The 22623-nt window shown below is 64.7% G+C and carries 17 protein-coding genes; 9 read left to right on the top strand and 8 right to left on the bottom strand.

Annotated features, from left to right (window positions below):
* Nucleotides 1–14: 14 nt before the first annotated feature.
* From ABCV34_RS04185 to ABCV34_RS04165, 5 genes are all read right to left on the bottom strand, one after another.
* Nucleotides 15–572, bottom strand: a complete 558-nt coding sequence (locus tag ABCV34_RS04185; protein ID WP_345798701.1) for an SCO family protein — start codon at nt 570–572, stop codon at nt 15–17.
* A gap of 128 nt (nt 573–700) precedes the next feature.
* The gene (locus ABCV34_RS04180) at nt 701–2782 is read right to left on the bottom strand and encodes a M3 family metallopeptidase (RefSeq protein ID WP_345797964.1); all 2082 of its coding nucleotides are present in this window, start codon (nt 2780–2782) and stop codon (nt 701–703) included.
* Nucleotides 2783–2813: 31 nt separating this feature from the next.
* A complete protein-coding gene (gene folD / locus ABCV34_RS04175; protein WP_345797963.1) occupies nt 2814–3668 on the bottom strand; it encodes a bifunctional methylenetetrahydrofolate dehydrogenase/methenyltetrahydrofolate cyclohydrolase FolD in 855 nt (284 codons plus the stop codon).
* A complete protein-coding gene (locus ABCV34_RS04170) occupies nt 3665–4294 on the bottom strand; it encodes a response regulator transcription factor (RefSeq protein WP_345797962.1) in 630 nt (209 codons plus the stop codon). Before ABCV34_RS04170 ends, folD begins: the two co-directional genes overlap by 4 nt.
* Nucleotides 4291–6048 carry a PAS domain S-box protein gene (locus tag ABCV34_RS04165; protein WP_345798700.1) on the bottom strand — a complete coding sequence of 586 codons (1758 nt, stop codon included), beginning with the start codon at nt 6046–6048 and terminating at the stop codon, nt 4291–4293. Before ABCV34_RS04165 ends, ABCV34_RS04170 begins: the two co-directional genes overlap by 4 nt.
* A gap of 262 nt (nt 6049–6310) precedes the next feature.
* Between ABCV34_RS04165 and aceE the strand changes: the two genes are divergently transcribed.
* The 7 genes from aceE (at nt 6311) to purF (ending at nt 16636) form a co-directional block, all read left to right on the top strand.
* Nucleotides 6311–9019, top strand: a complete 2709-nt coding sequence (gene aceE / locus ABCV34_RS04160; protein WP_345797961.1) for a pyruvate dehydrogenase (acetyl-transferring), homodimeric type — start codon at nt 6311–6313, stop codon at nt 9017–9019.
* Between the two features lie 14 nt (nt 9020–9033).
* A complete protein-coding gene (gene aceF / locus ABCV34_RS04155) occupies nt 9034–10386 on the top strand; it encodes a dihydrolipoyllysine-residue acetyltransferase (RefSeq protein ID WP_345797960.1) in 1353 nt (450 codons plus the stop codon).
* 10 nt (nt 10387–10396) lie between these two features.
* Nucleotides 10397–12190, top strand: coding sequence for a dihydrolipoyl dehydrogenase (gene lpdA, locus ABCV34_RS04150; RefSeq protein WP_345797959.1), 1794 nt, complete (start codon nt 10397–10399; stop codon nt 12188–12190).
* Nucleotides 12191–12297: 107 nt separating this feature from the next.
* Nucleotides 12298–13710: a bifunctional tetrahydrofolate synthase/dihydrofolate synthase gene (folC, locus tag ABCV34_RS04145; protein WP_345797958.1), complete on the top strand. Its 1413-nt coding sequence runs from the start codon at nt 12298–12300 to the stop codon at nt 13708–13710.
* Nucleotides 13711–13756: 46 nt separating this feature from the next.
* A complete protein-coding gene (locus tag ABCV34_RS04140; RefSeq protein WP_345797957.1) occupies nt 13757–14626 on the top strand; it encodes an SPOR domain-containing protein in 870 nt (289 codons plus the stop codon).
* A complete protein-coding gene (locus tag ABCV34_RS04135) occupies nt 14623–15111 on the top strand; it encodes a CvpA family protein (RefSeq protein WP_345797956.1) in 489 nt (162 codons plus the stop codon). The genes ABCV34_RS04140 and ABCV34_RS04135 overlap by 4 nt, the downstream gene beginning before the upstream one ends.
* 22 nt (nt 15112–15133) lie before the next feature.
* A complete protein-coding gene (purF, locus tag ABCV34_RS04130; protein WP_345797955.1) occupies nt 15134–16636 on the top strand; it encodes an amidophosphoribosyltransferase in 1503 nt (500 codons plus the stop codon).
* A 90-nt stretch (nt 16637–16726) separates the two neighbouring features.
* Here the strand turns inward: purF and ABCV34_RS04125 are convergent, their stop codons facing one another.
* From ABCV34_RS04125 to map, 3 genes are read right to left on the bottom strand one after another with little or no spacing between them, the layout of a single operon-like run.
* On the bottom strand, nt 16727–17215 hold the full coding sequence (locus ABCV34_RS04125; protein WP_345797954.1) for a disulfide bond formation protein B: 489 nt from the start codon (nt 17213–17215) through the stop codon (nt 16727–16729).
* Nucleotides 17212–19842 carry a [protein-PII] uridylyltransferase gene (locus ABCV34_RS04120; protein ID WP_345797953.1) on the bottom strand — a complete coding sequence of 877 codons (2631 nt, stop codon included), beginning with the start codon at nt 19840–19842 and terminating at the stop codon, nt 17212–17214. Before ABCV34_RS04120 ends, ABCV34_RS04125 begins: the two co-directional genes overlap by 4 nt.
* Nucleotides 19839–20657: a type I methionyl aminopeptidase gene (gene map, locus ABCV34_RS04115; protein ID WP_345797952.1), complete on the bottom strand. Its 819-nt coding sequence runs from the start codon at nt 20655–20657 to the stop codon at nt 19839–19841. The genes ABCV34_RS04120 and map overlap by 4 nt, the downstream gene beginning before the upstream one ends.
* A 170-nt stretch (nt 20658–20827) precedes the next feature.
* Between map and rpsB the strand changes: the two genes are divergently transcribed.
* Entirely contained in the window at nt 20828–21580 is a 753-nt protein-coding gene (gene rpsB, locus ABCV34_RS04110) for a 30S ribosomal protein S2 (RefSeq protein WP_345797951.1), read from the top strand.
* Nucleotides 21581–21682: 102 nt separating this feature from the next.
* Complete coding sequence (tsf, locus tag ABCV34_RS04105) at nt 21683–22558, top strand: translation elongation factor Ts (RefSeq protein ID WP_345797950.1); 876 nt, start codon at nt 21683–21685, stop codon at nt 22556–22558.
* The last annotated feature ends 65 nt before the right edge of the window (nt 22559–22623 follow it).

The raw sequence follows: 22623 nt of genomic DNA, 5'->3' as shown, positions 1-22623 counted from the left end.
TGTCGCCCGGATCCTCAGTGCAGCATCGGCCGGATCGCAGCCAACAGGTCTTCCTGGGATTCGCCGTCCGAGGCCAACCAGACGGCCTTGCCCTGCTGGTCAAAGGCGTAGATGCCGCGACTGTGGGCGACCTCGTAGGGGGCGTCAGGGGCGTTCGATTCGGGTTTCTCGATCTGATATGCGACACGGTAACGACGCGCCAGGGCTGCGATGGCCGATTCGGTACCTGTCAGGCCGATGGCATGGCGATCGAACTGGTCCACATAGGCTTGCAGGACGTCCGGCGTGTCCCGATGCGGATCCACACTGACGAACAGGATGCGGACCTGTTCGGCTTTCGGGCCTAGTGCTTCGGTGACCTGGGCCAGCTGCGCCATCGTTGTGGGGCAGATGTCGGGGCAGCTGGCATAGCCGAAGAACATCAGGACGACCTTGCCGGCGAACGCCTGCTGGGTGACTGCGCCACCTGCGCCCTGCAGCGAGAATTGGAGATCCGGCAGGAAGCCGCGCACCGGATGGACAGCCGCCAGGGCCGCGCCCAGACAGCCCACCCATAGGGCCAGGCTGGCCATCAGCCGCCGGACGGCGTAGCCTGCGCGGCGTGGGGGTTCCTTTTCGCCGCCGGGCCGCCCCAAGGCGAAAAGCGCCCCCTCGGGGGGCAGCAAGCGGGCGACGCCCGCGCGGCGTGGGGGCAACATCTTCATTCCTCCACCAGCCCGCTGTGGCGCAGCAGGGCGTCCAGCGTCGGGGCGCGGCCCCGGAACGCCCGGAAGGATTCGGCCGCCGGGCGTGCGCCGCCGACCGCGATGATCTCATCCAGATACCGGTGGCATGTTGCTGGATCGAACACGTCGCGGGTGCCGTCCGCGCCGGGTCGCGCGGATTCCTCGAAGGCGGCAAACGCGTCGGCCGACAGCACCTCGGCCCATTTGTAGCTGTAGTAGCCCGCCCCGTAGCCGCCCGCGAACAGGTGAGAGAACGCATGCGGGAAACGGTGCCAAGCCGGCGGTGTCAGCAGGGCGACTTCGTGGCGCACCTGATCTAGCGTGTCGAGCACGGCGCTGATCGACAGCCCGTGATTCTGCGTGTGGATCAGCATGTCGAAGAGCGCGAATTCCACCTGGCGCAGGGTCTGCAGGCCACTCTGAAAATTGCGGGCGGCCGTCAGTTTGTCGTACAGGGCGCGTGGCAGTGTTTCGCCGGTGTCGATGTGGCGGGTCAGGGATTTCAGCACACCCCATTCCCAGCAGAAATTTTCCATGAACTGCGAAGGCAGTTCGATGGCATCCCATTCGACCGCGACGAAAGCCGCGGCGCCTGGATCGTCCACACGCGACAGCAGCGTGTGCATGGCGTGACCGCTTTCATGGAAGAGGGTGATGACCTCGTCGTGGGTCAATAGTGCCTCGCGTCCATCGTGCGGCGCCGCGAAATTGCAGGTCAGCCAGGCCAGCGGGCGGTGCAGTTCCTGGCCGTGGCGGCGCCGGTTGCGCTCGCTGTCCACCCAGGCGCCGCCCTGTTTGCCGGGGCGGGCATACAGATCGATGCCCAGGCGGCCGAGTTCCTGCCCCTCGACATCCAGCACGCGGTAGATCTTTGCATCCGGGTGCCAGGTGGGGGCGTCGCACGCCTCCAGGCGTACGCCAAAGAGAGTGTGAATCACTTCGAACAGGCCGTCCAGCACGCGTGATTCCGTGAAGTAAGGGCGCAGTTCCTCGTCCGAATAGGCGTAGCGCTGCTCGCGCAGCCGTTCGGACGCATAGGCGATATCCCAGGGTTCCAGCGTGTCCAGCCCCAGTTGATCGGCGGCGAAGGCGCGCAGTTCGTCCAGATCCCGTTGTGCGCTGGGCCGCGCCTTGGCGGCCAGTTCGCGCAGGAACCGCAGGACTTGGTCCGCGCTGTCGGCCATGCGGGTTTCGAGTCGCAGCGCCGCGTAATCGGCATGGTCCAGCAGGGAGGCCTCTTCGGCACGCAGGGCCAGCAGCGATTCGATGGATTCCGAGTTGTCGAAGGCGGAATCCCCCTGCTCGGAGGCGCGAGTGCCGTAGGCACGGTAGACGGCCAGGCGCAGATCGCGGTCCTGCGCATGCTGCATGACAGGCAGGTAGCAGGGCATTTGCAAGGTCAGTTTCCAGCCGTCTTCGCCCGCCGACTGAGCCAGCTGCCGCGCGGCGGCGATGACGCTGGGCGGCAGGCCACGCAGGCGGGCCTCGTCGGAGATCAGCAGTGTCCAGCCGTCGGTCGCATCCAGGACGTTTTCGGAGAATTTCTGGGAGACCTGCGCCTGCAGGTCGGCATTGCGCGCAAAGGTTTCGCGGGCCTGGCCTTCGAGTTCGACCCCGCCCAGGCGGAAGTCGCGCAAGGCCAGATCGACGATGCGCCGGCGGGTCGCGGATAGCGTCGCATAGGCCGGGCTGGCGGCCAGCGCCCGGTAACGTTCGTACAGGCCCCGGTGCAGGCCGACCCAGGTGGAAAACTCGCTCATGAGCGGCAGGCATTCGTTGTAGGCAGCCCGTAGATCAGGGGTGTTCACCACACCGTTCAGATGTCCCGCGATCGCCCAGGCGCGGTGCAGGCGCTCGGATGGATCCTCGATGGTTTCGACCAGGTTTTCCCAGTCCGGCGGGTCGCTGCGAACGGCGGCGGCATCAATGGCCGCGCGGGTTTCCGCGATCAGTTCGCGGATGGCCGGCTCGATATGGGTCGGTCGCACAGCAGCATAATCGACATGGGCCTCGGCCGGTACGAGGAGGGGATTTTCGGCAAGGAGTGCTGATTTCATGTGCGCCACATGGGGGCCAGGCCCCCATTTTTCAAGTCCGCAGGGAGCGCTCGGCGGCTTCCAGGGTGTTGACCAGCAGCATTGCGATGGTCATGGGCCCCACGCCGCCGGGCACCGGTGTGATGGCCGCGGCAACCTGCGCGGCGGCATCGAAATCCACGTCGCCGGTCAGTTTTCCGGATTCCAGCCGGTTGATGCCGACGTCGATTACGACGGCGCCGGGTTTGATCATGTCGCCCTGGATCATGCCGGGCTTGCCGGTGGCGACCACCAGCACGTCGGCGCGCCGGGTCTGCGCGCCCAGGTCGCGGGTCTTGGAGTTGCAGATCGTGACGGTGGCGCCGGCGGCCAGCAGCAGCATGGCCATGGGCTTGCCGACGATGTTGCTGGCACCGACGACGACTGCCTCGGCGCCGCGCAGCGGCACGTTTTCCGATTCCAGCATCTTCATGACGCCGTAGGGCGTGCAGGGGCGGAACAGGGGGCGTCCGGTCATCAGAAGGCCAGCGTTGCTGACGTGAAAGCCGTCCACGTCCTTGGTGGCGCTGATGGTCTCGATGACCAGTCCGGTGTCGATGTGGCCGGGCAGGGGGAGCTGCACCAGGATGCCGTGGATGGCCGGATCGGCATTCAGGGCTTCGATGACGTTCAGCAGTTCCTCTTCGGGCGTGTCCTCGCCCAGCGAAATCACGCGTGACAGCATGCCGGCAGCCTCGCAGGCGGCCGCCTTGTTGCGGACGTAGACTTGCGACGCCGGATTTTCGCCAACCAGCACCACGGCCAGGCCTGGGGTGACGCCGTGTTTTTGCAGGGCATGGACGCGCTGTGCGACCTCGGCGCGGACCTTGCCCGACAGGGCCTTGCCGTCGATGATGCGTGCGGTCATGATCCGGCTTCCTCGGCACGGGTCAATGCAATCTTCATCAGGTCGGCGACCGTGGTGACTTCGAGTTTTTCCATGATGTTGGCGCGGTGCGCCTCGACTGTTTTGATGCTGATGTTCAGATCGCCCGCGATCTGCTTGTTCAGGCGACCCGCCACGATGCGTTCCAGCACCTGCTGCTCGCGGGCCGTCAGGCGGCTGAGCACGGCCTGCTGGTCGCGCTGGGCCTGGGCTTCGCGCACGCGTTCGGTGGCATGCGCGAGCATGCCGGCGACGATGCGCCGCAGGTCCGCTTCGTTGAAGGGTTTTTCCAGGAAGTCGACCGCGCCTTTCTTCATCGTGGATACCGCCATCGGCACGTCGCCGTGGCCGGTGATGAAGACGATGGGCAGCGGGGCCTTGCGGGCAATCAGGGTTTCCTGCAGTTCCAGGCCACTCATGCCGGGCATTCGCACGTCGGCGATCAGGACGCCGACCTGGTCGGAGTTGTAGGCGTCCAGGAATTCCTCGGCGCCGGCGAAACTGCGTACGGCATAGCCATTGGCTTCGAGCAGCCAGCGCAACGAGTCGCGGACGGCTTCGTCATCGTCGACGATATAGATGGTGCTGGAGACTTGAGGGTCGGTCATGCTTGCGTTTCCTCCGTGGTTGCCTGGACTTGCCGATCAGGCGGCGCCTTGGGCAGGGTGAAGCGGAAAATGGTGCCGCCTTCCGGGTTCGGGGTGGCCCACAGGCGCCCGTGATGCGATTCGATAATGGTACGGCAGATGTTCAGTCCCATGCCCAGACCTTCGGATTTTGTGCTGTAGAAGGGCTCGAACAGCCGTTCGGGATTGCGCAGTCCGTGGCCCCGGTCGATCACGGCGATCTCGATCTGGGGGTCCTGATCGGTGATGTTGACGTGCAGGCTGCGGTATTCGCTGTGCTCCATGGCTTCAACGCCGTTTTTCAGCAGGTTCAGCAGTACCTGTTCGATCAGGATCGGGTCGGCCATGACTTCGGGCATGGGGTCGGGCAGGCTCTGGATGATCTCGATCCTGCGCTTGCGGGCGTCGATGTCGGCGAATCCGACCGCGTTTTCCACGATGCGCGTCAGGCCGACAGCCTGGCGGCGCGGCTCGCTGCGTTTGACGAACTCGCGGATGCGGCTGATGATCTTGCCGGCCCGTTCCGCCTGCTGCGAGGCCTTTTCCAGCGCCTGCAGCAGGGATTCCGTGGGTGCCTTGCCGGATTTGACCATCGCCACGGCCGCCATGTTGTAGTTGCTGATGGCCGTCAGGGGCTGGTTGAGCTCATGCGCCAGAGAGGACGCCATTTCCCCCATCGTGGTCAGGCGGCTGGTGAGCTGCGCCTTTTCCTGCTGGACCCGGGATTCTTCCTCGTGTTTGCGGCGTTCGGTAATGTCGCGCGCCACCTGCAGCCGTACGCGCCGGGAATCGGTCCAGGCCAGCATGCGGTGGTGGACCTCGAACCAACGTTCGGCAGTCGGCGAAAAGAGCTCCATCGTCTCGTCGGTGAAGCGCCCCAGGCGCCCGCCCAACAGTTCCGCGTGCCCGCTGGTCTGGGCGCCGAAGATGCGCCGGTAGGTGCGGTTGGCGAACAGCAGCTCCAGGCCTTCGGGGGTGTCGGCCACGACCGAGATCGCGTCGTCCAGGCCTTCAAGCACCGTCATGAATCGCTCATGGGCGGCGGTCAGGGCCTCGCGGATGCGCTTGGGTTCGGTGATGTCGGTCATGGAGGTCATCCAGCCGATCTGTTCCCCTTTTGGGTCGCGCAGCGGCGAGACGTACATGCGCGCGGTGAAGCGTGAACCGTCACGGCGCTGGGCTTCGATTTCCAGGCCGCTGCTGGGTGTGCGGCCCGACAGCAATTGTGCGAGCGTTTCCCGGTGGTGGTCGTGGCGCCCGGGTAGCCAGTAGGGAAACGGCGCCGTGCGGCCGATCAGATCCGCCTCGTTCCAGCCGATCATGCGGCAGAACGCCGGATTCACGTAGGCGATGCGCCCCTGCATGTCGAACACCCGCATGCCGGTGGACATGGAGTTTTCCATGGCGCGGCGGAAGCCGGTTTCGGCAATCAGGGCTGCCTCGGCCAGGGTGCGGAACCGCGTGTAGCGCCACAGCGCGAGCAAACTGAAGACGATGACCAGCGACAACGCGAAGACCACCATCATCAGGCGCTGCTGGCGTGTTTCCTGATCGATCGTGACGAACATCACGCTATCGCTCTGCAGGCGCTGCAGCCAGATGAAGGCGCCCATCACGCACAGATAGAGCACCAGCACGATTGCCGGCGTCAGCCAATACAGACGACGGCTATGGCGGGCGTGCTCATAGAATGTCGTCGGGATCAGGGACTTGCGGTTGGGGTGTGCCATGGCCATGATGGTCTTACGGTTGCGCCATTTTAGACGCGAAATCATTATTCAATTTTTCACATAATAAAAATACGTACCACAAGGTGAAATTTTGCTTGTGCTGGATCCAGGTCTTTCCTAGAATGGGCGCAGGTGCCGGCTTGGCTGGGTGCCGCTCGTCCCGAAACCCGGGCGCGCAGGCATCCGGAATCCCTCGAAGTCCGGCTCGATTTCTGGCAGGCGCGATGTGTGGTCGCGTCCATGAACCACACCCCAGGAGACACACCCCATGTCCTCTCTTGATCTAGCCAACGCCGCCGCGGCGGACCCCGATCGTCAGGAAACCCAGGAATGGCTCGACGCGCTCGAAGCCGTTCTTGACCGGGAAGGCGCCGAACGCGCCCATTACCTGATCGAAAACCTGATCGATCTGGCGCGCCGTTCCGGCGCCCACATCCCATATTCGCTGAATACGGCGTATGTCAACACCATTCCGCCCGGGCTCGAACCTCCGCATCCCGGCAACATGGTGCTCGAAGAGCGGATCCGTTCCTATATTCGCTGGAACGCGATGGCGATGGTGGTGCGCGCCAACAAGCACGAGCCCGCCGATGGCGGCAGCCTGGGTGGGCACATCGCCTCTTTTGCGTCGTTGGCGACCATGATCGAATGCGGCCAGAACCACTTCTGGCACGCCGAGTCGCCGGATCACGGCGGCGATCTCGTGTATTTCCAGGGCCACTCTTCGCCCGGCATGTATTCCCGTGCCTTCATGGAAGGCCGTCTGACCGAGGAAAACCTGAACTGGTTCCGCCAGGAAGTTGGCGGCCAGGGCAAGGGCCTGTCGTCCTACCCGCACCCGAAACTGATGCCCGGTTTCTGGCAGTTCTCGACGGTATCCATGGGCCTGGGCCCCATGATGGCCATCTACCAGGCCCGCTTCCTGAAGTATCTGCATGCCCGTGGTCTGGCCAACACGGCCGAGCGCAAGGTCTGGGTATTCGTCGGCGATGGCGAGATCGACGAGCCTGAAACCCTGGCCGCGATCGGCCTGGCCTCGCGCGAGAAGCTCGACAACCTGATCTTCGTCGTCAACTGTAATCTGCAGCGCCTGGACGGCCCGGTGCGCGGCAACGGCAAGATCATCCAGGAACTGGAAGGCGCATTCCGTGGCAATGGCTGGAATGTGCTCAAGCTCATCTGGGGCGGTTACTGGGATCCGCTGTTTGCCCGCGACAAGGACGGCATCCTGCGCCGCATCATGGAAGAAACCGTGGACGGCGAATACCAGGCTTACAAGGCCAACGATGGCAAGTTCGTGCGCGAGAAGTTCTTCGGCAAGCATCCCAAGCTGCTGGAGATGGTCAGCCGCATGAGCGACGAGGACGTCTGGCGCCTGAATCGCGGCGGCCACGATCCGCACAAGGTCTATGCGGCGTTCTCCTCGGCGGCGAGCCACAAGGGCCAGCCTTCGGTCATCCTGGCCAAGACCATCAAGGGTTACGGCATGGGCCACGTCGGCCAGGCCAAGAACCCCACCCACCAACAGAAAAAGCTGGACATCGACTCGGTGCGCGAGTTCCGCGACCGCTTCAACATCCCCATTCCCGACGACAAGGTCGACGAGATTCCGTTCTTCAAACCGGCGGAAGACTCGCCGGAAATGAAGTACCTGCATGACCATCGCAAGGCGCTGGGCGGTTATCTGCCGCACCGCCGCCAGAAAGCCGACCAGTCCCTGCCGGTGCCCGATCTCGACGTCTTCAAGGCCGTGCTGGAACCGACCGCCGAAGGGCGCGAGATTTCCACGACCCAAGCCTTCGTGCGCGTGCTGAACCAGATTCTGCGCGACAAGGATCTCGCCCCGCGCGTCGTGCCCATCCTGGTGGACGAATCCCGCACCTTCGGCATGGAAGGCCTGTTCCGTCAGATCGGCATCTATGCGCCCGAAGGCCAGAAGTACGTCCCGGTCGACAAGGGCCAGGTGATGTACTACCGCGAGGCGGCCAACGGCCAGCTGCTGCAGGAAGGCATCAACGAAGCCGGCGGTTTTTGCTCGTGGATCGCGGCGGCGACGTCGTATTCCGTCAGCAATACCATCATGATCCCGTTCTTCATCTATTACTCGATGTTCGGGTTCCAGCGCTTTGGCGATCACGCCTGGGCGGCGGGCGACATGCTGGCGCGCGGCTTTGTGCTGGGCGGGACGGCGGGGCGCACCACGCTGAATGGCGAAGGTCTGCAGCACGAAGACGGCCACAGCCACATTCAGGCTTCCCTGATCCCCAATTGCGTGGCCTACGACCCGGCCTTCGCGCACGAAGTCGCGGTCATCATCCGCAGCGGCCTGCAGCGCATGATGCACAACCAGGAAGACGTGTTCTTCTACATCACGGTCATGAACGAGAACTACTCTCAGCCTGGCCTGAAGGCGGGTGACGAGGAAGGCATCCTGAAGGGGATGTACAAGCTGCAGTCCAGCGCCAAGCCGGCCAAGGCGCACGTCCAGCTGATGGGGTCGGGCACGATTCTGCGCGAAGTGCAGGCCGCCCAGGAACTCCTCGAAAAGGATTGGGGCGTGACGTCCGACATCTGGAGCGTGACCAGCTTCACCGAACTGCGCCGCGACGGTCTGGACGTGGAGCGGCACAACATGCTGCACCCGGCCCAACCGGCTCAGGTGCCCTACGTGACCCAGCAGCTCAAGAACACCCAGGGTCCGATCGTGGTCTCCACCGATTACATCAAGGCCTATGGCGACATGATCCGGCCTTTCATTCCGGACGGCCGTCACTTCAAGGTCCTGGGCACCGATGGTTTCGGTCGGTCGGATTTCCGTTCCGAACTGCGCAAGCACTTCGAGATCGACCGCCATTTCGTGGTCCTGGCCGCCCTGCGCAGCCTGGCTGACGAAGGCACCATCGACATCGGGAAATGCGCCGAGGCAATCGCCAAATACGGGATTGATGCCAATAAGGCCAACCCGCACCACGCTTGAGGAGGACGAGGAACATGAGTGCTATCGTGGAAATCAAGGTCCCCGACATCGGTGATTTCGATCACGTCGACGTCATCGAAATTCTGGTGGCCGTCGGCGACACCATTCAGCCCGAACAAAGCCTGATCACGGTTGAATCCGACAAGGCTTCGATGGAGATTCCGGCCTCGCAGGGCGGGGTGGTCAAGACCCTGAAGGTCAAGGTCGGCGACAAGGTCGCCGAGGGCTCCGTGATCCTGGAGGTCGAGTCCGCTGACGCAGTGGCTGACGCACCGGCGGCTCAGCCCGCCGCCGCAGCACCCGCTCCCGCTCCTGCCACCGAGGCGGCCCCCGCACCGGCCCCCGCTGCTCCGGCACCCGCACCCGCATCGGCCCCCGCCGTGGTGGCGGCCACGCCGGATCGCGTGTCGCCGACCGCGGCGTTCGCCGAAGCCGATGTGCCGCTGCGCAATCTGCCGCATGCCTCGCCCTCGGTGCGTCAATTTGCCCGTGAACTGGGTGTGAATCTCAGTCAAGTCACCGGCAGTGGCCCGAAAAACCGCATTACGGCCGACGACATCCGCAGCTACGTCAAGCAGGCGCTGGCCACCGGCGGCGTAAGCCCTGTGGGCTCGACCCTGCCCGCTGGCGAGGGCTTCAGCGTGCTGGGCTGGCCCAAGGTCGACTTCGCCAAATTCGGCGAGATCGAAAGCAAGCCCCTGTCGCGCATCAAGAAAATCTCGGGCGCCAATCTGCACCGCAATTGGGTCATGATTCCCCACGTCACCAACAACGACGTGGCCGACATCACCGAACTGGAAGCCCTGCGCCAGCAGCTCAACGCGGAAAACAAGAAGTCCGGCGTCAAGGTCACCATGCTGGCCTTCCTGATCAAGGCAGTTGTCGCGGCTCTGAAGAAATTCCCGGAATTCAATGCCTCGTTGGACGGCGACAATCTGGTCCTGAAGCACTACTACCATATCGGCTTTGCGGCCGATACGCCCAACGGGCTGGTGGTGCCGGTCATCCGCGACGCGGATCGGAAGGGTGTGCTGGAACTGGCGACAGAGACGTCCGAACTGGCGGCTCAGGCGCGCGAAGGCAAGCTTTCGCCCTCGCAGATGCAAGGGGGATGCTTCTCGATTTCGTCGCTGGGCGGCATCGGGGGGACCGATTTCACTCCCATCATCAACGCCCCCGAAGTCGCCATTCTGGGCGTGTCGCGGTCCGCGATGCAGCCGGTGTGGGACGGCAAGGCCTTCCAGCCGCGCCTGATGCTGCCGCTGTCGCTGTCCTACGATCACCGCGTGATCGACGGCGCGTCCGCAGCCCGCTTCAATGCCTATCTGGCTGGCCTGCTGGCGGATTTCCGCCGCATCATCCTGTAAGGGGGCGCGCATGAGCATCAAGGACGTCAACGTTCCCGACATCGGCGATTTCGATCAAGTCGATGTCATCGAGATTCTGGTCGCCGTGGGCGACACCATCCAGCCCGAACAAAGCCTGATCACGGTCGAATCCGACAAGGCCTCCATGGAAATCCCGGCCGATCAGGGGGGGGTAGTGAAGGAAATCCTGGTCAAGATCGGCGACAAGGTGTCGCAGGGCATGGCTATCCTGCGGATTGATTCCACCGACTCGGCTGCCGTCTCTGCTCCGGCACCGGCTGCCCCGGCACCTGCCGCGGCCACCAATGCCGCGCCCGCGCAGCCGGCTGTGGCTGTCGCGGCACCTGCCGTCCAGGCCGGGCCAGCGCCGGCGCAGTTTGCCGGCACCGCCGACGCTGATTGCGATGTGCTGGTGCTGGGGGCGGGCCCCGGCGGGTATTCCGCTGCCTTCCGTGCCGCCGACCTCGGTCTGAAGGTCGTGCTGGTGGAACGCTACACCACTCTGGGCGGGGTCTGCCTGAACGTGGGCTGCATTCCGTCCAAAGCCCTGCTGCACACGGCCGCCGTGCTCGAGGAAGCCAAGTCCCTTTCGGCTCACGGCATCACCTTCGGCGAACCGAAGATCGATCTCGATGCGGTGCGCGGCTATAAGGACTCCGTCGTCGGCAAGCTGACGGGCGGCCTGGCCGGGATGGCCAAGGCGCGCAAGGTCACGGTCATTCAGGGCGTGGGCACTTTTGCCGATCCGCACCATCTGACAGTGACCAAGCCCGACGGCGGGCAGACGACGGTGAAGTTCGCCTCGGCCATCATCGCCGCCGGCAGCCAGTCCGTGAAGCTGCCGTTCCTGCCCGACGATCCACGCATCGTGGATTCGACCGGTGCCCTGGCGCTGAAATCCATCCCGAAGCGCATGCTGATCGTCGGCGGCGGCATCATCGGCCTGGAGATGGGGACAGTCTATTCCGCATTGGGCGCCCGCCTGGACGTGGTCGAGATGCTGCCGACCCTGATGACCGGGGCCGACCGCGATCTGGTCAAGGTCTGGGACAAGCTGAACGCCCAGCGCTTCGATCATGTCATGCTCAAGACCAAGACCGTGGCGGCCGAGGCGAAGGACGACGGGATCTGGGTGACCTTCGAAGGCGAGGCCGCGCCGAAGGAACCCCAGCGCTATGATCTGGTGCTGCAGGCCGTGGGCCGCTCGCCCAATGGCAAGAAGATCGGGGCCGAGAACGCCGGCGTGATCGTCGGGGATCGCGGCTTCATCGCCGTGGACAAGCAGATGCGCACCAATGTGCCGCACATCTACGCCATCGGTGACATCGTGGGCCAGCCCATGCTGGCGCACAAGGCCGTGCACGAGGCGCATGTGGCGGCGGAAGCGATCGCTGGCGAAAAGGCCTTCTTCGATGCCCGCGTGATTCCATCGGTCGCCTACACTGACCCGGAAGTCGCCTGGGTCGGTCTGACCGAGGAAGAGGCCAAAAAGCAGGGCGTCGCCCTGAAGAAAGGCCTGTTCCCGTGGCAGGCATCGGGTCGTGCGATCGCCAACGGGCGTGACGAGGGTTTCACCAAGCTGCTGTTCGATGCTGAAACCGGCCGTGTGCTGGGTGGCGGGATCGTGGGCACCCATGCCGGGGACCTGATCAGCGAAGTGGCCCTGGCCATCGAGATGGGGGCGGATTCCGTGGATATCGGCAAGACGATCCACCCGCATCCGACGCTGGGCGAATCGATCGGCATGGCCGCCGAGGTCGCGGACGGTCATTGCACCGACGTGCCACCAACAAAAAAGAAGTAGTCCTCCCACGCTGCGCAGCCTGCACGGGCAGTAGGGCTGCCTGCGTGTGGCTCGACGGCAGGTGCTAATATCGGCACCTGCCGTTTTTCTTTGTGGTTCTCATTCTCATGTCATCTTCTGCTCCTGCCCGGGACGCCGCGCTGGCCGACTGGCTGGCCTATCTGGAAACCCTGCATCCGAAAGCCATCGACCTGGGGCTGGATCGCATCCGTGCTGTGGCGGCGCGCCTGGAACTCTCCCTCGATTGCGTCAAGATCACGGTGGCGGGCACCAACGGCAAGGGTTCGACCTGCGCCATGCTGGAATCCATCCTGCTGGATGCGGGCTACCATGTCGGGGAATACACCTCGCCGCACCTGCTGCGCTTCAACGAACGCATCCGGATCGATGGTCAGGAAGCGGGCGACGCGGACATCGTGGCCCAGCTCGAACGCATCGAATCCGTCCGGGGTGACGTGACGCTGACGTACTTCGAGATGACTACGTTGGCCGCTCTGTTGCTGTTCCAGGCAGCCCGGCTGGACGTCGTGGTGCTGGAAGTCGGTCTGGGCGGGCGTCTGGATGCCGTCAACCTGATCGACGCCGATTGCGCCATCCTGACCAGCGTGGATCTGGACCACATGGCCTATCTGGGCAACACCCGGGAAGCCATCGGGTGGGAAAAGGCGCACATCTTCCGTCCCGGCAAGCCCGCCATCTGCGCCGATCCGGTGCCACCGCAGACGGTCATCGACTACGCCCAGGAAATCGGCGCCGATCTCTGGCGCTTCGGGACTGACTTCAATTATTCGGGCGACCGCCAGCAATGGGCCTACGGCGGACGCGATCAGCGCCGCAACGCGCTGGGCTATCCGGCGCTGCGGGGTGCCAATCAGTTGCTCAATGCCTCCGCAGCCCTGGCGGCGCTGGAAACCTTGCGCGACCGTCTGGTCGTGACGCAGCAGAACGTCCGTAATGGCCTGCTGCATGTCAGCCTGCCTGGGCGCATGCAGATCCTGCCGGGCCTGCCGGCCACGATCCTGGATGTGGGGCATAACCCGCATGCGGCTTCGGCGCTGGGGCAGAACCTGGACAGCATGGGCCATTATCCGCACACCTACGCGGTGGTCGGCATGCTGCACGACAAGGATATCGAAACGACTCTGTCGCGCCTCGCAAACCGGGTCGACCGCTGGATGTGCGTCACGCTGGGCGGGCCGCGCGGCACGAGCGCGCAGGAACTGGCCGATGTCGTGCGTCGCATCACCGGCGAAGAGACGCCGGTCGATCCCTTCATCGCCCAGACGGCCGAGGTATCCCGCGCATCGGGCGACCATAAGCCCGGGGTACGGGCCAAGCCCAGGCCCGCCGTCGCCAGCCGGGATGTTCAGGTATCGACATTTGACAGTCCGGAACAAGCCTTTGCCGAGGCCAGAAAGCTGGCGACCGACAATGATAGAATTCTCGTGTTCGGGTCATTTGCGACGGTCGGCCCGGTACTTCAGGTCCTGCGCCTCGAAGGCAGGGACGTCCTCTCTTGACCGGGCGGGCGCGTCGGCCCGCCCTTTGTAATGGGTGAGCTGCACGATGTTTTTTCGTCACGGGACCGACACGGGGAAACGCGCATCGGCACGTTCCAGCGCAACCAGCGAGGCCCAGCTCAAGGAACTTCGCGGCAAGGCGCGTCGTCGCCTGATCGGCGCGCTCGCGCTGGTGCTGGCTGCCTTCATCGTTGTTCCCTGGCTCTTCGAAAAACCGCCCTCGGACAACATGCCCGCTCCGGTCGTTGTGCCAGCGGCTCCCGCCGGGCTGCCGGCTGCGCCCGACCCTATGGCAAACCAGGCGGATAATGCCGCCGCGCAGGGTGCGGCCACGAATCCCGCCAGCGGTTCCGTAGCCCAGGGCACCGTTCAGCCGCCTTTGGGTGATGCCGGCACGACAGGCACCAACCCGCCGCAAACCGGTGCTGCGGCGCCGGCCGTGACCCAGAATGCGCCGGCCGCCGGCGCGGTATCGCAACCGGCTCCTGTGGCGCCGCCTAAACCCGCGGTTCGTCCCGAATCGCCGGCTCCGGCGAAGCCGGTGGCCGAAGCCAGCAAGCCCCAAAAGCCCGCAAAACCCGCTGTCGAACGTACCGATGACGGTTCCGTGGCGCTGGCGCTGCTGGCGGGGAAATCGCCGTCCACGGCGCGCAGCGCCGCGCCCGCCACGACATCGCAGTCGGGCCGCTACTTCCTGCAGGTTGCGGCGTACACCACCGAACAGGACGCACAGCGGCGTCGTGACAACCTGCGCCAGTCCGGGGTGACCGATGCCTACGTCGAACAGGGCCAGTCGGCCGGGCGCACGGTCTATCGGCTGCGAGTCGGCCCCTTCAGCTCGCACGAGGCGGCCCAGGCGGCTCAGACCCGCCTGCGGGCGCTGGGATATCAGAACGGTCTGATTTCCGACAAGTGACCAGCTTCGACTATATCGTCCTGACGATCGTGGCGGTGTCCAGCCTGATCGGCCTGCTGCGGGGCTTCCTGCGCGAAGTGCTATCGCTGGTTGCCTACGTTGCCGCATTTGTCGCCGCCATCTGGTGGGGGCCGTCGGCCTCGATCTGGCTGGATACCGTGATCGATAACGGCCTGCTGCGCACGCTGGCAGCCTATGGCGCGGTGTTCGTGCTGACGCTGCTGGGGGTGGGGCTGCTGAACATGGCGCTGGGCGCGCTAGTGGATCGGACCGGGCTGACCCCCGCGGATCATGGCCTGGGTGCCGTGTTCGGCGCGGTGCGCGGTGCCGTGCTGGTACTGGCGCTGATCGGTCTGGCCGGCTACACCGAACTGCCCCGGGAAGCCTGGTGGCAGCAAGCACGCACGTCGGCCGCCCTGGTGAAGGGTTTCCAGCAAGTCAAATTCCTGCTGCCCATGGATGTGGCGCAGCTGCTCCCTTATTAGTCAGTCTCGGATATCAATCATCATGTGTGGAATCGTGGGTGTGATGGGCAAGGGCCCCGTCAATCAGTTGATCTATGACAGTCTGTTGTTGTTGCAGCATCGCGGGCAAGACGCGGCTGGCATTGCGACGGCCCATGATCAGTTCTTCAGCATGCACAAGGCGCACGGCCTGGTCCGGGACGTGTTCCGCACCCGCAACATGCGGGCGCTGCCCGGCAACAGCGGCCTGGGCCAGGTGCGCTATCCGACGGCAGGGTCCAGCGCCAGCGTGGACGAGGCACAGCCGTTCTACGTGAATGCACCCTTTGGCATCACGTTTGTCCACAATGGCAACCTGACCAACTGGCGCGAACTGCGCGAGGCGCTGTTCAAGCACGACCGGCGCCACATCAACACCAATTCGGATTCGGAAGTCCTGCTCAACGTGTTCGCGCACGAACTTCAGCAGGCTTCCGATGGCGTCACGCTGGATGCGCATGCCGTATTCCAGGCGGTACGCGCCGTCCATCACCGCGCCAAGGGCGCCTATGCCGTCATCGCGAACATCAGCAGCTTCGGTCTGGTGGCGTTCCGGGATCCGCACGGTATCCGGCCGCTGTGCCTGGGGCGCCACGACACTGACACGGGCCCCGAGTGGATGCTGGCGTCCGAATCGGTGGCGCTGACGGCCAGCGGCTTCACCCTCGTGCGCGACATCGCCCCCGGCGAAGCCATCGTGATCACCGAGGACGGCGAGATCAGTCACGAACTGTGTGCCGACCCCGGGCTGGCGCAGACCCCTTGCGCGTTCGAATACGTCTATTTCGCCCGACCGGATTCCGTGATGGACGGCATTTCCATCTACGATGCCCGCCTGCACATGGGCGAGTATCTGGCCGACAATGTCGCCAAGACCCTGCGGCTGGGCGACATCGATGTGGTCATGCCGATCCCTGATTCCTCGCGGCCATCGGCCATGCAGCTGGCTTCCCGTCTCGGGCTCAATTACCGCGAAGGCTTCATCAAGAACCGCTATGTGGGCCGCACCTTCATCATGCCGGGGCAGGCGGTGCGCAAGAAATCCGTGCGTCAGAAGCTCAGTGCCATCGACATGGAATTTCGTGGCAAGAACGTGCTGCTGGTGGACGATTCCATAGTGCGCGGCACCACCAGCCGGGAAATCGTGGATATGGCCCGGGCCGCCGGCGCCCACAAGGTCTATTTCGCTTCCGCCGCTCCCGCCGTGCGCTATCCCAACGTCTATGGCATCGACATGCCGACCCAGGCGGAATTGATCGCCACGGGCCGGGATACCGAACAGGTCGCGCGGGAAATCGGTGCCGACGGGCTGGTCTACCAGGATCTCGAAGATCTGGAGCAGTCACTCCGGGATCTGAATCCGGCGTTGCATGGCTTCGAGTCGTCCTGCTTCAACGGCCGCTACGTGACGGGCGACATCGATGCGGCCTATCTGGAACGCCTGAGCCGCACGCGCGGGATGGCGGCGCTATCGGGCGCGATGGCGGCCCCGGTCGACGAGGGCTGATTCGTACCAAGCCGGCCCGAGCCAGCTTCCGGGCGCTGTCAGGGCCTGGCCTGTTCATGCGTGGACTGACCTCGTGCCTGCCACAGGGATTCAGTCGCGTCCCGAGCGCCCCAGCGCCCAGAGGGCCAGTACGGCACAGGCAACGAACAGCATCAGGCCCCACAGGGCGTATTCCACACCCAGCAGGCTGACCCGCGCGTCCAGGCAGCTGGCATAGATGCCAAACAGCCAGGGCAGAGCGGCGTCCAGCCCGGAGCCGGCAATGAATCGGTCGGCGAAAGTCTGGGCGCACGAGAACGAGTGCGACGCCACGCTGTACTGGTACCAGGCGGCCACGACGCCGGAAATCGCCAGCGCGGCCGCAGCCGCGGCGCCGATCCTGCGCACCAGAATGGATCCCCAGCCGGTGCTGGCCAGACCGCAGACGGCGGCGATGGCCAGCAGGATCAGCCGTTGCAGGACGCACCAGGCACAGGGCTGCATATTGAAGCCGTACTGGGATATCAGGGCGAAGCCTACGGCCGCCAGGCACAGCAGGGCGATCATTCGGAGAATGCGGTCGGATCGGGTGATTTTCATGATGTCGGAAGCGGAGGTGAAGCGGGTTGGAACAGGGGACGCGCCCCCGGGGGAATTTCGGTGGTCAGCGCGTCGAAGACGTGGCGCTCGAACTGCAGCTGGCCGCGCGGCTGATCCAGGATCGACCCCTGCAGGATGAAGATGTCCTCGACCCGATCGCCCAGGGTCATGATCTTGGCCATCTTCAGGTTGACACCATGGCGGGTGAACACCCGGGCCAGGTCGTGCAGCAGGCCGACCCGGTCGGCCGTCGTCACCGACAGGCGCCAGTTGCCGCCCTGCTCGTCGGCCTGCAGGGTGATGCTGGGCATGATGGGAAAAATTCGCGAACGGCGCGATCCCCGGCGCTGCGCGGGCTGGGGCTGCGGGGTCGGGCGCGGCGCCGACAGGGCGGCCAGCAGCTCGTGCTCGATCAGCGTTGCGTGGGCCCGGTAGTCACGGTCGCCCTCGGGCAGCAGCACGATGAAGCTGTCCAGCGCCCAGCCCTGGCGTGTGGTGTGGATGCGCGCATCCTGAATGCTCTGCCCATGACGGTCGAAATAGGTACAGATGTCCATGAACAGGTCGTTGCGGTCGGGCGCATAGGCCAGGATCTGCAGCGCTTCGCTCTGGCCCAGGACCCGGGCGCGCACGACGGGGTTCGGCCCCTGGAAGCAGTGGTACAGGTGACGCGTGTGCCAGGCGATCTCGTTGGCGTCGTGTCGCAGGAAGTAGGCAACGTCCAGCTGGGACCAGAAGGCGTCCCGGCTCTCGTCGCGCAGCCCCATGCGACGGATTTCGGCGGCCGCGGCGTCCTTGCGCAGCGCCAGGATCGTGCCCGTGTCCGGCCGGGCGCCGCCCAGCGCGGCCAGCGTCAGGTGGTACAGGTCTTCCAGCAGCTTGCCCTTCCAGGCGTTCCAGACCCGGGGGCTGGTGCCTCGGATATCCGCCACCGTCAGCAGGTACAGGGCGGCCAGGTTGCGCTGGCTGCCGACCCGGGCGGCGAATTCATGGATCACCCGGGGGTCGCTGAGGTCGCGTTTCTGTGCCACCTGGGACATGGTCAGGTGTTCGCGCACGAGAAATTCCAGGAAGCCGGTCTGTTCACGCGGCAGGTGGTGGCGTCCCGCGAATCGATGCACTTCCGCCTCGCCCAGTTGCGAGTGGTCGCCCCCGCGCCCTTTGGCGATGTCGTGGAACAGGGCGGCGATGTACAGCAGCCAGTGTTCGTCCAGGTCGGCGATCAGCTGGCTGGCCAGCGGATATTCCTGGGCGTGTTCCGGCATGGTGAAACGCCGCAGATTGCGGATCACCATCAGGATGTGCTGATCCACGGTGTAGGCGTGGAACAGATCGTGCTGCATCTGGCCGACGATGCGCCGGAAGACCGGCAGGTAGCGCGGCAGGATATTCCACATTGTCATATCCCGCAGTGCGTGGACGATGCCGCGCGGCTGCTGCAGGATCTGCAGGAACTGGCTCTGATTGACGGGATTGTCGCGAAATTGCTGATCGATGTGACGCCGGGCGTGCCACATGGCCCGCAAGGTGCCGGCTGCCATGCCCTGCAGTTCGGGGTGCTGCTGCATGACCAGGAAGACGCGCAGCAGCAGCGCGGGGTTGCGCTCGAAGGCATCGTCACGGCGTAACGCCAGATAGTCGCGACGGATGCAGAAATCGTCGTCGATGTCCGTGTCGGCCTGGGGCAGCGGAAACAGACGCTCTTCCAGGCTTTGCATCAGCAGGCGGTTGACCTGGCAGACCACGCGCGCAGCCCAGTAGTAGCGCTGCATCAGCAATTCGCTGGCGCGCCGGTGCGGCTGGTCGACGAAGCCGTAGATGCGCGCCAGACGCGGCTGCAGGTCGAACAGGACCCGGTCCTCGCGCCGCCCGGCCAACAGGTGCAGTTCGATGCGCAGGCGCTTGAAGGCACGCTCCGCGCGCCGCAGGGTGCGGAATTCGACCGACGTCAGCAGGTCGGTGCGGGCGACGTCCTTCCAGGTCGCGCCCAGGCCCGCCGCCCGTGCCAACCATAGCAGCACCTGCAGATCCCGCAGCCCGCCGGGCGCTTCTTTGCAGTTGGGTTCCAGGGCATAGGGCGTGTCCTGGTGCCGCACGTGACGCTGCTGCATCTCGGTGCGCTTGGCCAGGTAGAACTCGCGGGGATCCAGGTCGGCCTGCATCTGATCGCGGAAGCGCTGGAACAGTTTTCGGCTGCCCGCCAGCCAGCGGGCTTCCAGCAGGGCGGTCTGCACCGTGATGTCGGCAGCCGCCTCGTGGCGGCATTGCGCCAGGGTGCGCACGCTGTGGCCGGGCTCCAGGCCGACGTCCCAGAGCGCTGCGACGAAGTCCTCGATGTGGGCCCGGTCGGCTGCATCCGGGCCGCGGTCCAGCAGGACCAGGACATCCAGATCGGACCCCGGGTAGAGCTCACCGCGTCCGTAGCCGCCGACGGCGGCGACGCAGGCGCCCTTTGGCAGGGGATGGATCCGCAGCAGTTCGTGGACCTGGTCGTCGGCGATGCGGCGCAGCGCCGTCAGCAGGGTGTCGGGCCGAAGATGCGCGCGGTAAGCCTCGATGGCCTGGGTACGGCGTTCCAGCAGACGGCCACGCAGGGCCGCAAGACCATCGAGCGAAAGGGGGGTCATGCAGGCGTGGTGGCGGCTCTGACGAACGCGGGTGGGGCCGGCATGCCGGGTGACACGGTTAGGACCTCGTAGCCGTGATTGGTCACCAGGATGCTGTGTTCCCATTGAGCCGACAGGCTGTGGTCACGGGTGACGACGGTCCATTGGTCGGCCAGGGTGCGGATCTCGCGGCGCCCGGCGTTGATCATGGGTTCGATCGTGAAGATCATGCCGGGTTCGAGCCGCTCGCCCGTGCCGGGCTTGCCGTAGTGCAGCACCTGCGGGTCCTGGTGAAAGCGCCGCCCCACGCCATGGCCGCAGTATTCGCGGACGACGGAGAACCCGGCGCTCTCGGCGTGCTTTTGGATGGCGTGACCGATGTCGCCCAGAGTCGCCCCCGGGCGCACCTGTTCGATGCCCAGCCACATGCATTCATAGGTCGTATCGATCAGGCGCTGCGCCAGGATCGAGGGTTCGCCCACGCGAAACATGCGGCTCGTGTCGCCGAACCAGCCGTCCTTGATGATGGTGATGTCCATGTTCAGGATGTCACCGTTCTTCAGGACCTTGTCGCCCGGAATGCCGTGGCAGATGACATGATTGACCGAAATGCAGATGGAGGCCGGGTAGGGCGGGTAGCCTGGGGGCGCGTACCCGATCGTGGCCGATTTCACCTGCAGCACGTTGGTGATGTAGTCCATGCACAGGCGGTCGAGTTCCCCGGTGGTGACGCCCACCCGGACGTGCGGTTCAAGATAATCCAGCACGCTGGCCGCCGCCTGGCAGGCGGCGCGCATCTGATCGAGTTCCTGGGGATCGGTAACGAGTTGGGTCATGGAGAGGCTTGCTGAAAATGGGGGATGAATAGTAGAATTATAGGCTTCGCTGTAAATAGCGTGCATGGCCCACAATGGGTGTTCGCGGGTGGTGGATCGGTTCGATGGAATTGATCCATGTTAGTCCGGGATGCTGGCCATGTACAAGACCAAACCCTTTGGAGAATCTCATGAGCCTTATGCGCGAAATGCTGGAAGCTGGTGTCCATTTCGGTCACCAGACCCGCTACTGGAACCCGAAAATGGCCGAATACATTTTCGGCCAACGCAACAAGATCCACGTCATCAATCTGGAACGCACGGTTGAAAAATACCTGGAAGCGACCCAGTTCGTGCGCCAGGTGGCGGCCCGTGGCGGCAACGTGCTGTTCGTCGGCACAAAGCGTTCGGCCCGCGAATTCATCGCCGCCGAAGCGCAGCGTTGCGGCATGCCCTTCGTCGACAGCCGCTGGCTGGGCGGGATGATGACCAACTTCAAGACGGTCAAGACCTCGATCAAACGCCTGAAGGACATGGAAGCCCAGCAGGCCGAAGGCGTGACCGAGCACATGACGAAGAAAGAAGCGCTCATGTTCGAACGCGAACTGGCGAAACTGAACAAGTCGATCGGCGGCATCAAGGACATGAACACCCTGCCCGAAGCATTGTTCGTGATCGATGTGGGCTACCACAAGATCGCTGTGGCCGAAGCCCGCACACTGGGCATTCCGGTCGTCGGCGTGGTTGACACCAACCACTCGCCCGAAGGCATCGACTACGTCATTCCCGGTAACGACGACTCCTCCAAGGCGATCGCGTTGTACACCCGCGGCATGGCCGACGCCGTTCTGGCCGGTCGTGAGCAAAGCCTCAACGGTCTGGTCGAAGAACTGGCCGAAGGCGAGGAATTCATCGAAGTCGAGCAGGACCAGCACGAGGACTGAGCCCTCGTTTCCCGCCGCCTCCGCCGGTCCGGACATGCCCCGGACCGACCAGCCCGATACCGGCGACCGCCGGTATCCGCATTGATCGAACAGGAGAATCAAATGGCTCAAATCACTGCCGCCATGGTCAAGGAACTGCGCGAAAAGACCGACGCGCCCATGATGGAATGCAAAAAGGCCCTGACGGAATCCGAGGGTGATCTGGCTCGCGCCGAAGAACTGCTGCGCGTCAAGCTCGGCAGCAAGGCCTCCAAGGCCGCCGGCCGCGTGACCGCCGAAGGTCTGGTGGGCCTGTTCATCGCCGACGACAGCAAGTCCGGCGCCCTGGTCGAAGTGAACTGCGAAACCGACTTCGTCGCCAAGAACGACGATTTCATCGCCTTCGTGAATGACCTGGCCCGTCTGGTCGCCGAACGCAATCCCGCCGACGTGGCCGCCCTGGGCGCCTGCGCCATGGGCGAAGGCACGGTCGAGTCCACGCGCGCAGCGCTGGTCGGCAAGATCGGCGAGAACATGTCCGTGCGCCGTTTCCAGCGCTTCGAAACCGCCGACCGTCTGAACAGCTACGTGCACGGCGGGCGCATCGGCGTGCTGGTGGATTATGCCGGTGCCGATGAAGTCGGCAAGGACCTGGCCATGCATATCGCCGCGACCAAGCCGCGCGCCCTGAATGCCGATGGCGTCGATCCCGCCCTGATTGCCGCCGAGCGTTCCGTCGCCGAACAAAAGGCCGCCGAATCCGGCAAACCGGCCGAGATCGTCACCAAGATGGTCGAGGGTTCCGTGCAGAAATTCCTGAAGGAAGTCACCCTGCTGTCCCAACCCTTCGTCAAGAACGACAAACAGTCCGTCGAGCAGATGCTCAAGGAAAAGGGCGCGCGCATCAATCGCTACGCCCTGTTCGTCGTCGGCGAAGGCATCGAGAAAAAGTCCGAGGACTTCGCCGCCGAAGTGGCTGCGGCCGCCAGCGGTTCCTGATTCCGGCCGATTCAGGTACGATGGCATCGCGCTTGCGCGCGATGCCGTGTCACGCCCCTTCGGGG

It is taken from the genome of Castellaniella sp. MT123 (assembly GCF_039614765.1).
Classification (GTDB): domain Bacteria; phylum Pseudomonadota; class Gammaproteobacteria; order Burkholderiales; family Burkholderiaceae_B; genus Castellaniella.
Note: the sequence above shows the minus strand (reverse complement) of the source record. Positions and strands in the feature narration are given on the sequence as shown.

Bases quoted from the DNA above. Each gene is read 5' to 3' on its own strand.
- ABCV34_RS04185 (WP_345798701.1), bottom strand. From the start codon at position 572: ATGGCCAGCCTGGCCCTATGGGTGGGCTGTCTGGGCGCGGCCCTGGCG.
- ABCV34_RS04180 (WP_345797964.1), bottom strand. From the start codon at position 2,782: ATGAAATCAGCACTCCTTGCCGAAAATCCCCTCCTCGTACCGGCCGAG.
- folD (WP_345797963.1), bottom strand. From the start codon at position 3,668: ATGACCGCACGCATCATCGACGGCAAGGCCCTGTCGGGCAAGGTCCGC.
- ABCV34_RS04170 (WP_345797962.1), bottom strand. From the start codon at position 4,294: ATGACCGACCCTCAAGTCTCCAGCACCATCTATATCGTCGACGATGAC.
- ABCV34_RS04165 (WP_345798700.1), bottom strand. From the start codon at position 6,048: ATGGCCATGGCACACCCCAACCGCAAGTCCCTGATCCCGACGACATTC.
- aceE (WP_345797961.1), top strand. From the start codon at position 6,311: ATGTCCTCTCTTGATCTAGCCAACGCCGCCGCGGCGGACCCCGATCGT.
- aceF (WP_345797960.1), top strand. From the start codon at position 9,034: ATGAGTGCTATCGTGGAAATCAAGGTCCCCGACATCGGTGATTTCGAT.
- lpdA (WP_345797959.1), top strand. From the start codon at position 10,397: ATGAGCATCAAGGACGTCAACGTTCCCGACATCGGCGATTTCGATCAA.
- folC (WP_345797958.1), top strand. From the start codon at position 12,298: ATGTCATCTTCTGCTCCTGCCCGGGACGCCGCGCTGGCCGACTGGCTG.
- ABCV34_RS04140 (WP_345797957.1), top strand. From the start codon at position 13,757: ATGTTTTTTCGTCACGGGACCGACACGGGGAAACGCGCATCGGCACGT.
- purF (WP_345797955.1), top strand. From the start codon at position 15,134: ATGTGTGGAATCGTGGGTGTGATGGGCAAGGGCCCCGTCAATCAGTTG.
- ABCV34_RS04125 (WP_345797954.1), bottom strand. From the start codon at position 17,215: ATGAAAATCACCCGATCCGACCGCATTCTCCGAATGATCGCCCTGCTG.
- ABCV34_RS04120 (WP_345797953.1), bottom strand. From the start codon at position 19,842: ATGACCCCCCTTTCGCTCGATGGTCTTGCGGCCCTGCGTGGCCGTCTG.
- map (WP_345797952.1), bottom strand. From the start codon at position 20,657: ATGACCCAACTCGTTACCGATCCCCAGGAACTCGATCAGATGCGCGCC.
- rpsB (WP_345797951.1), top strand. From the start codon at position 20,828: ATGAGCCTTATGCGCGAAATGCTGGAAGCTGGTGTCCATTTCGGTCAC.
- tsf (WP_345797950.1), top strand. From the start codon at position 21,683: ATGGCTCAAATCACTGCCGCCATGGTCAAGGAACTGCGCGAAAAGACC.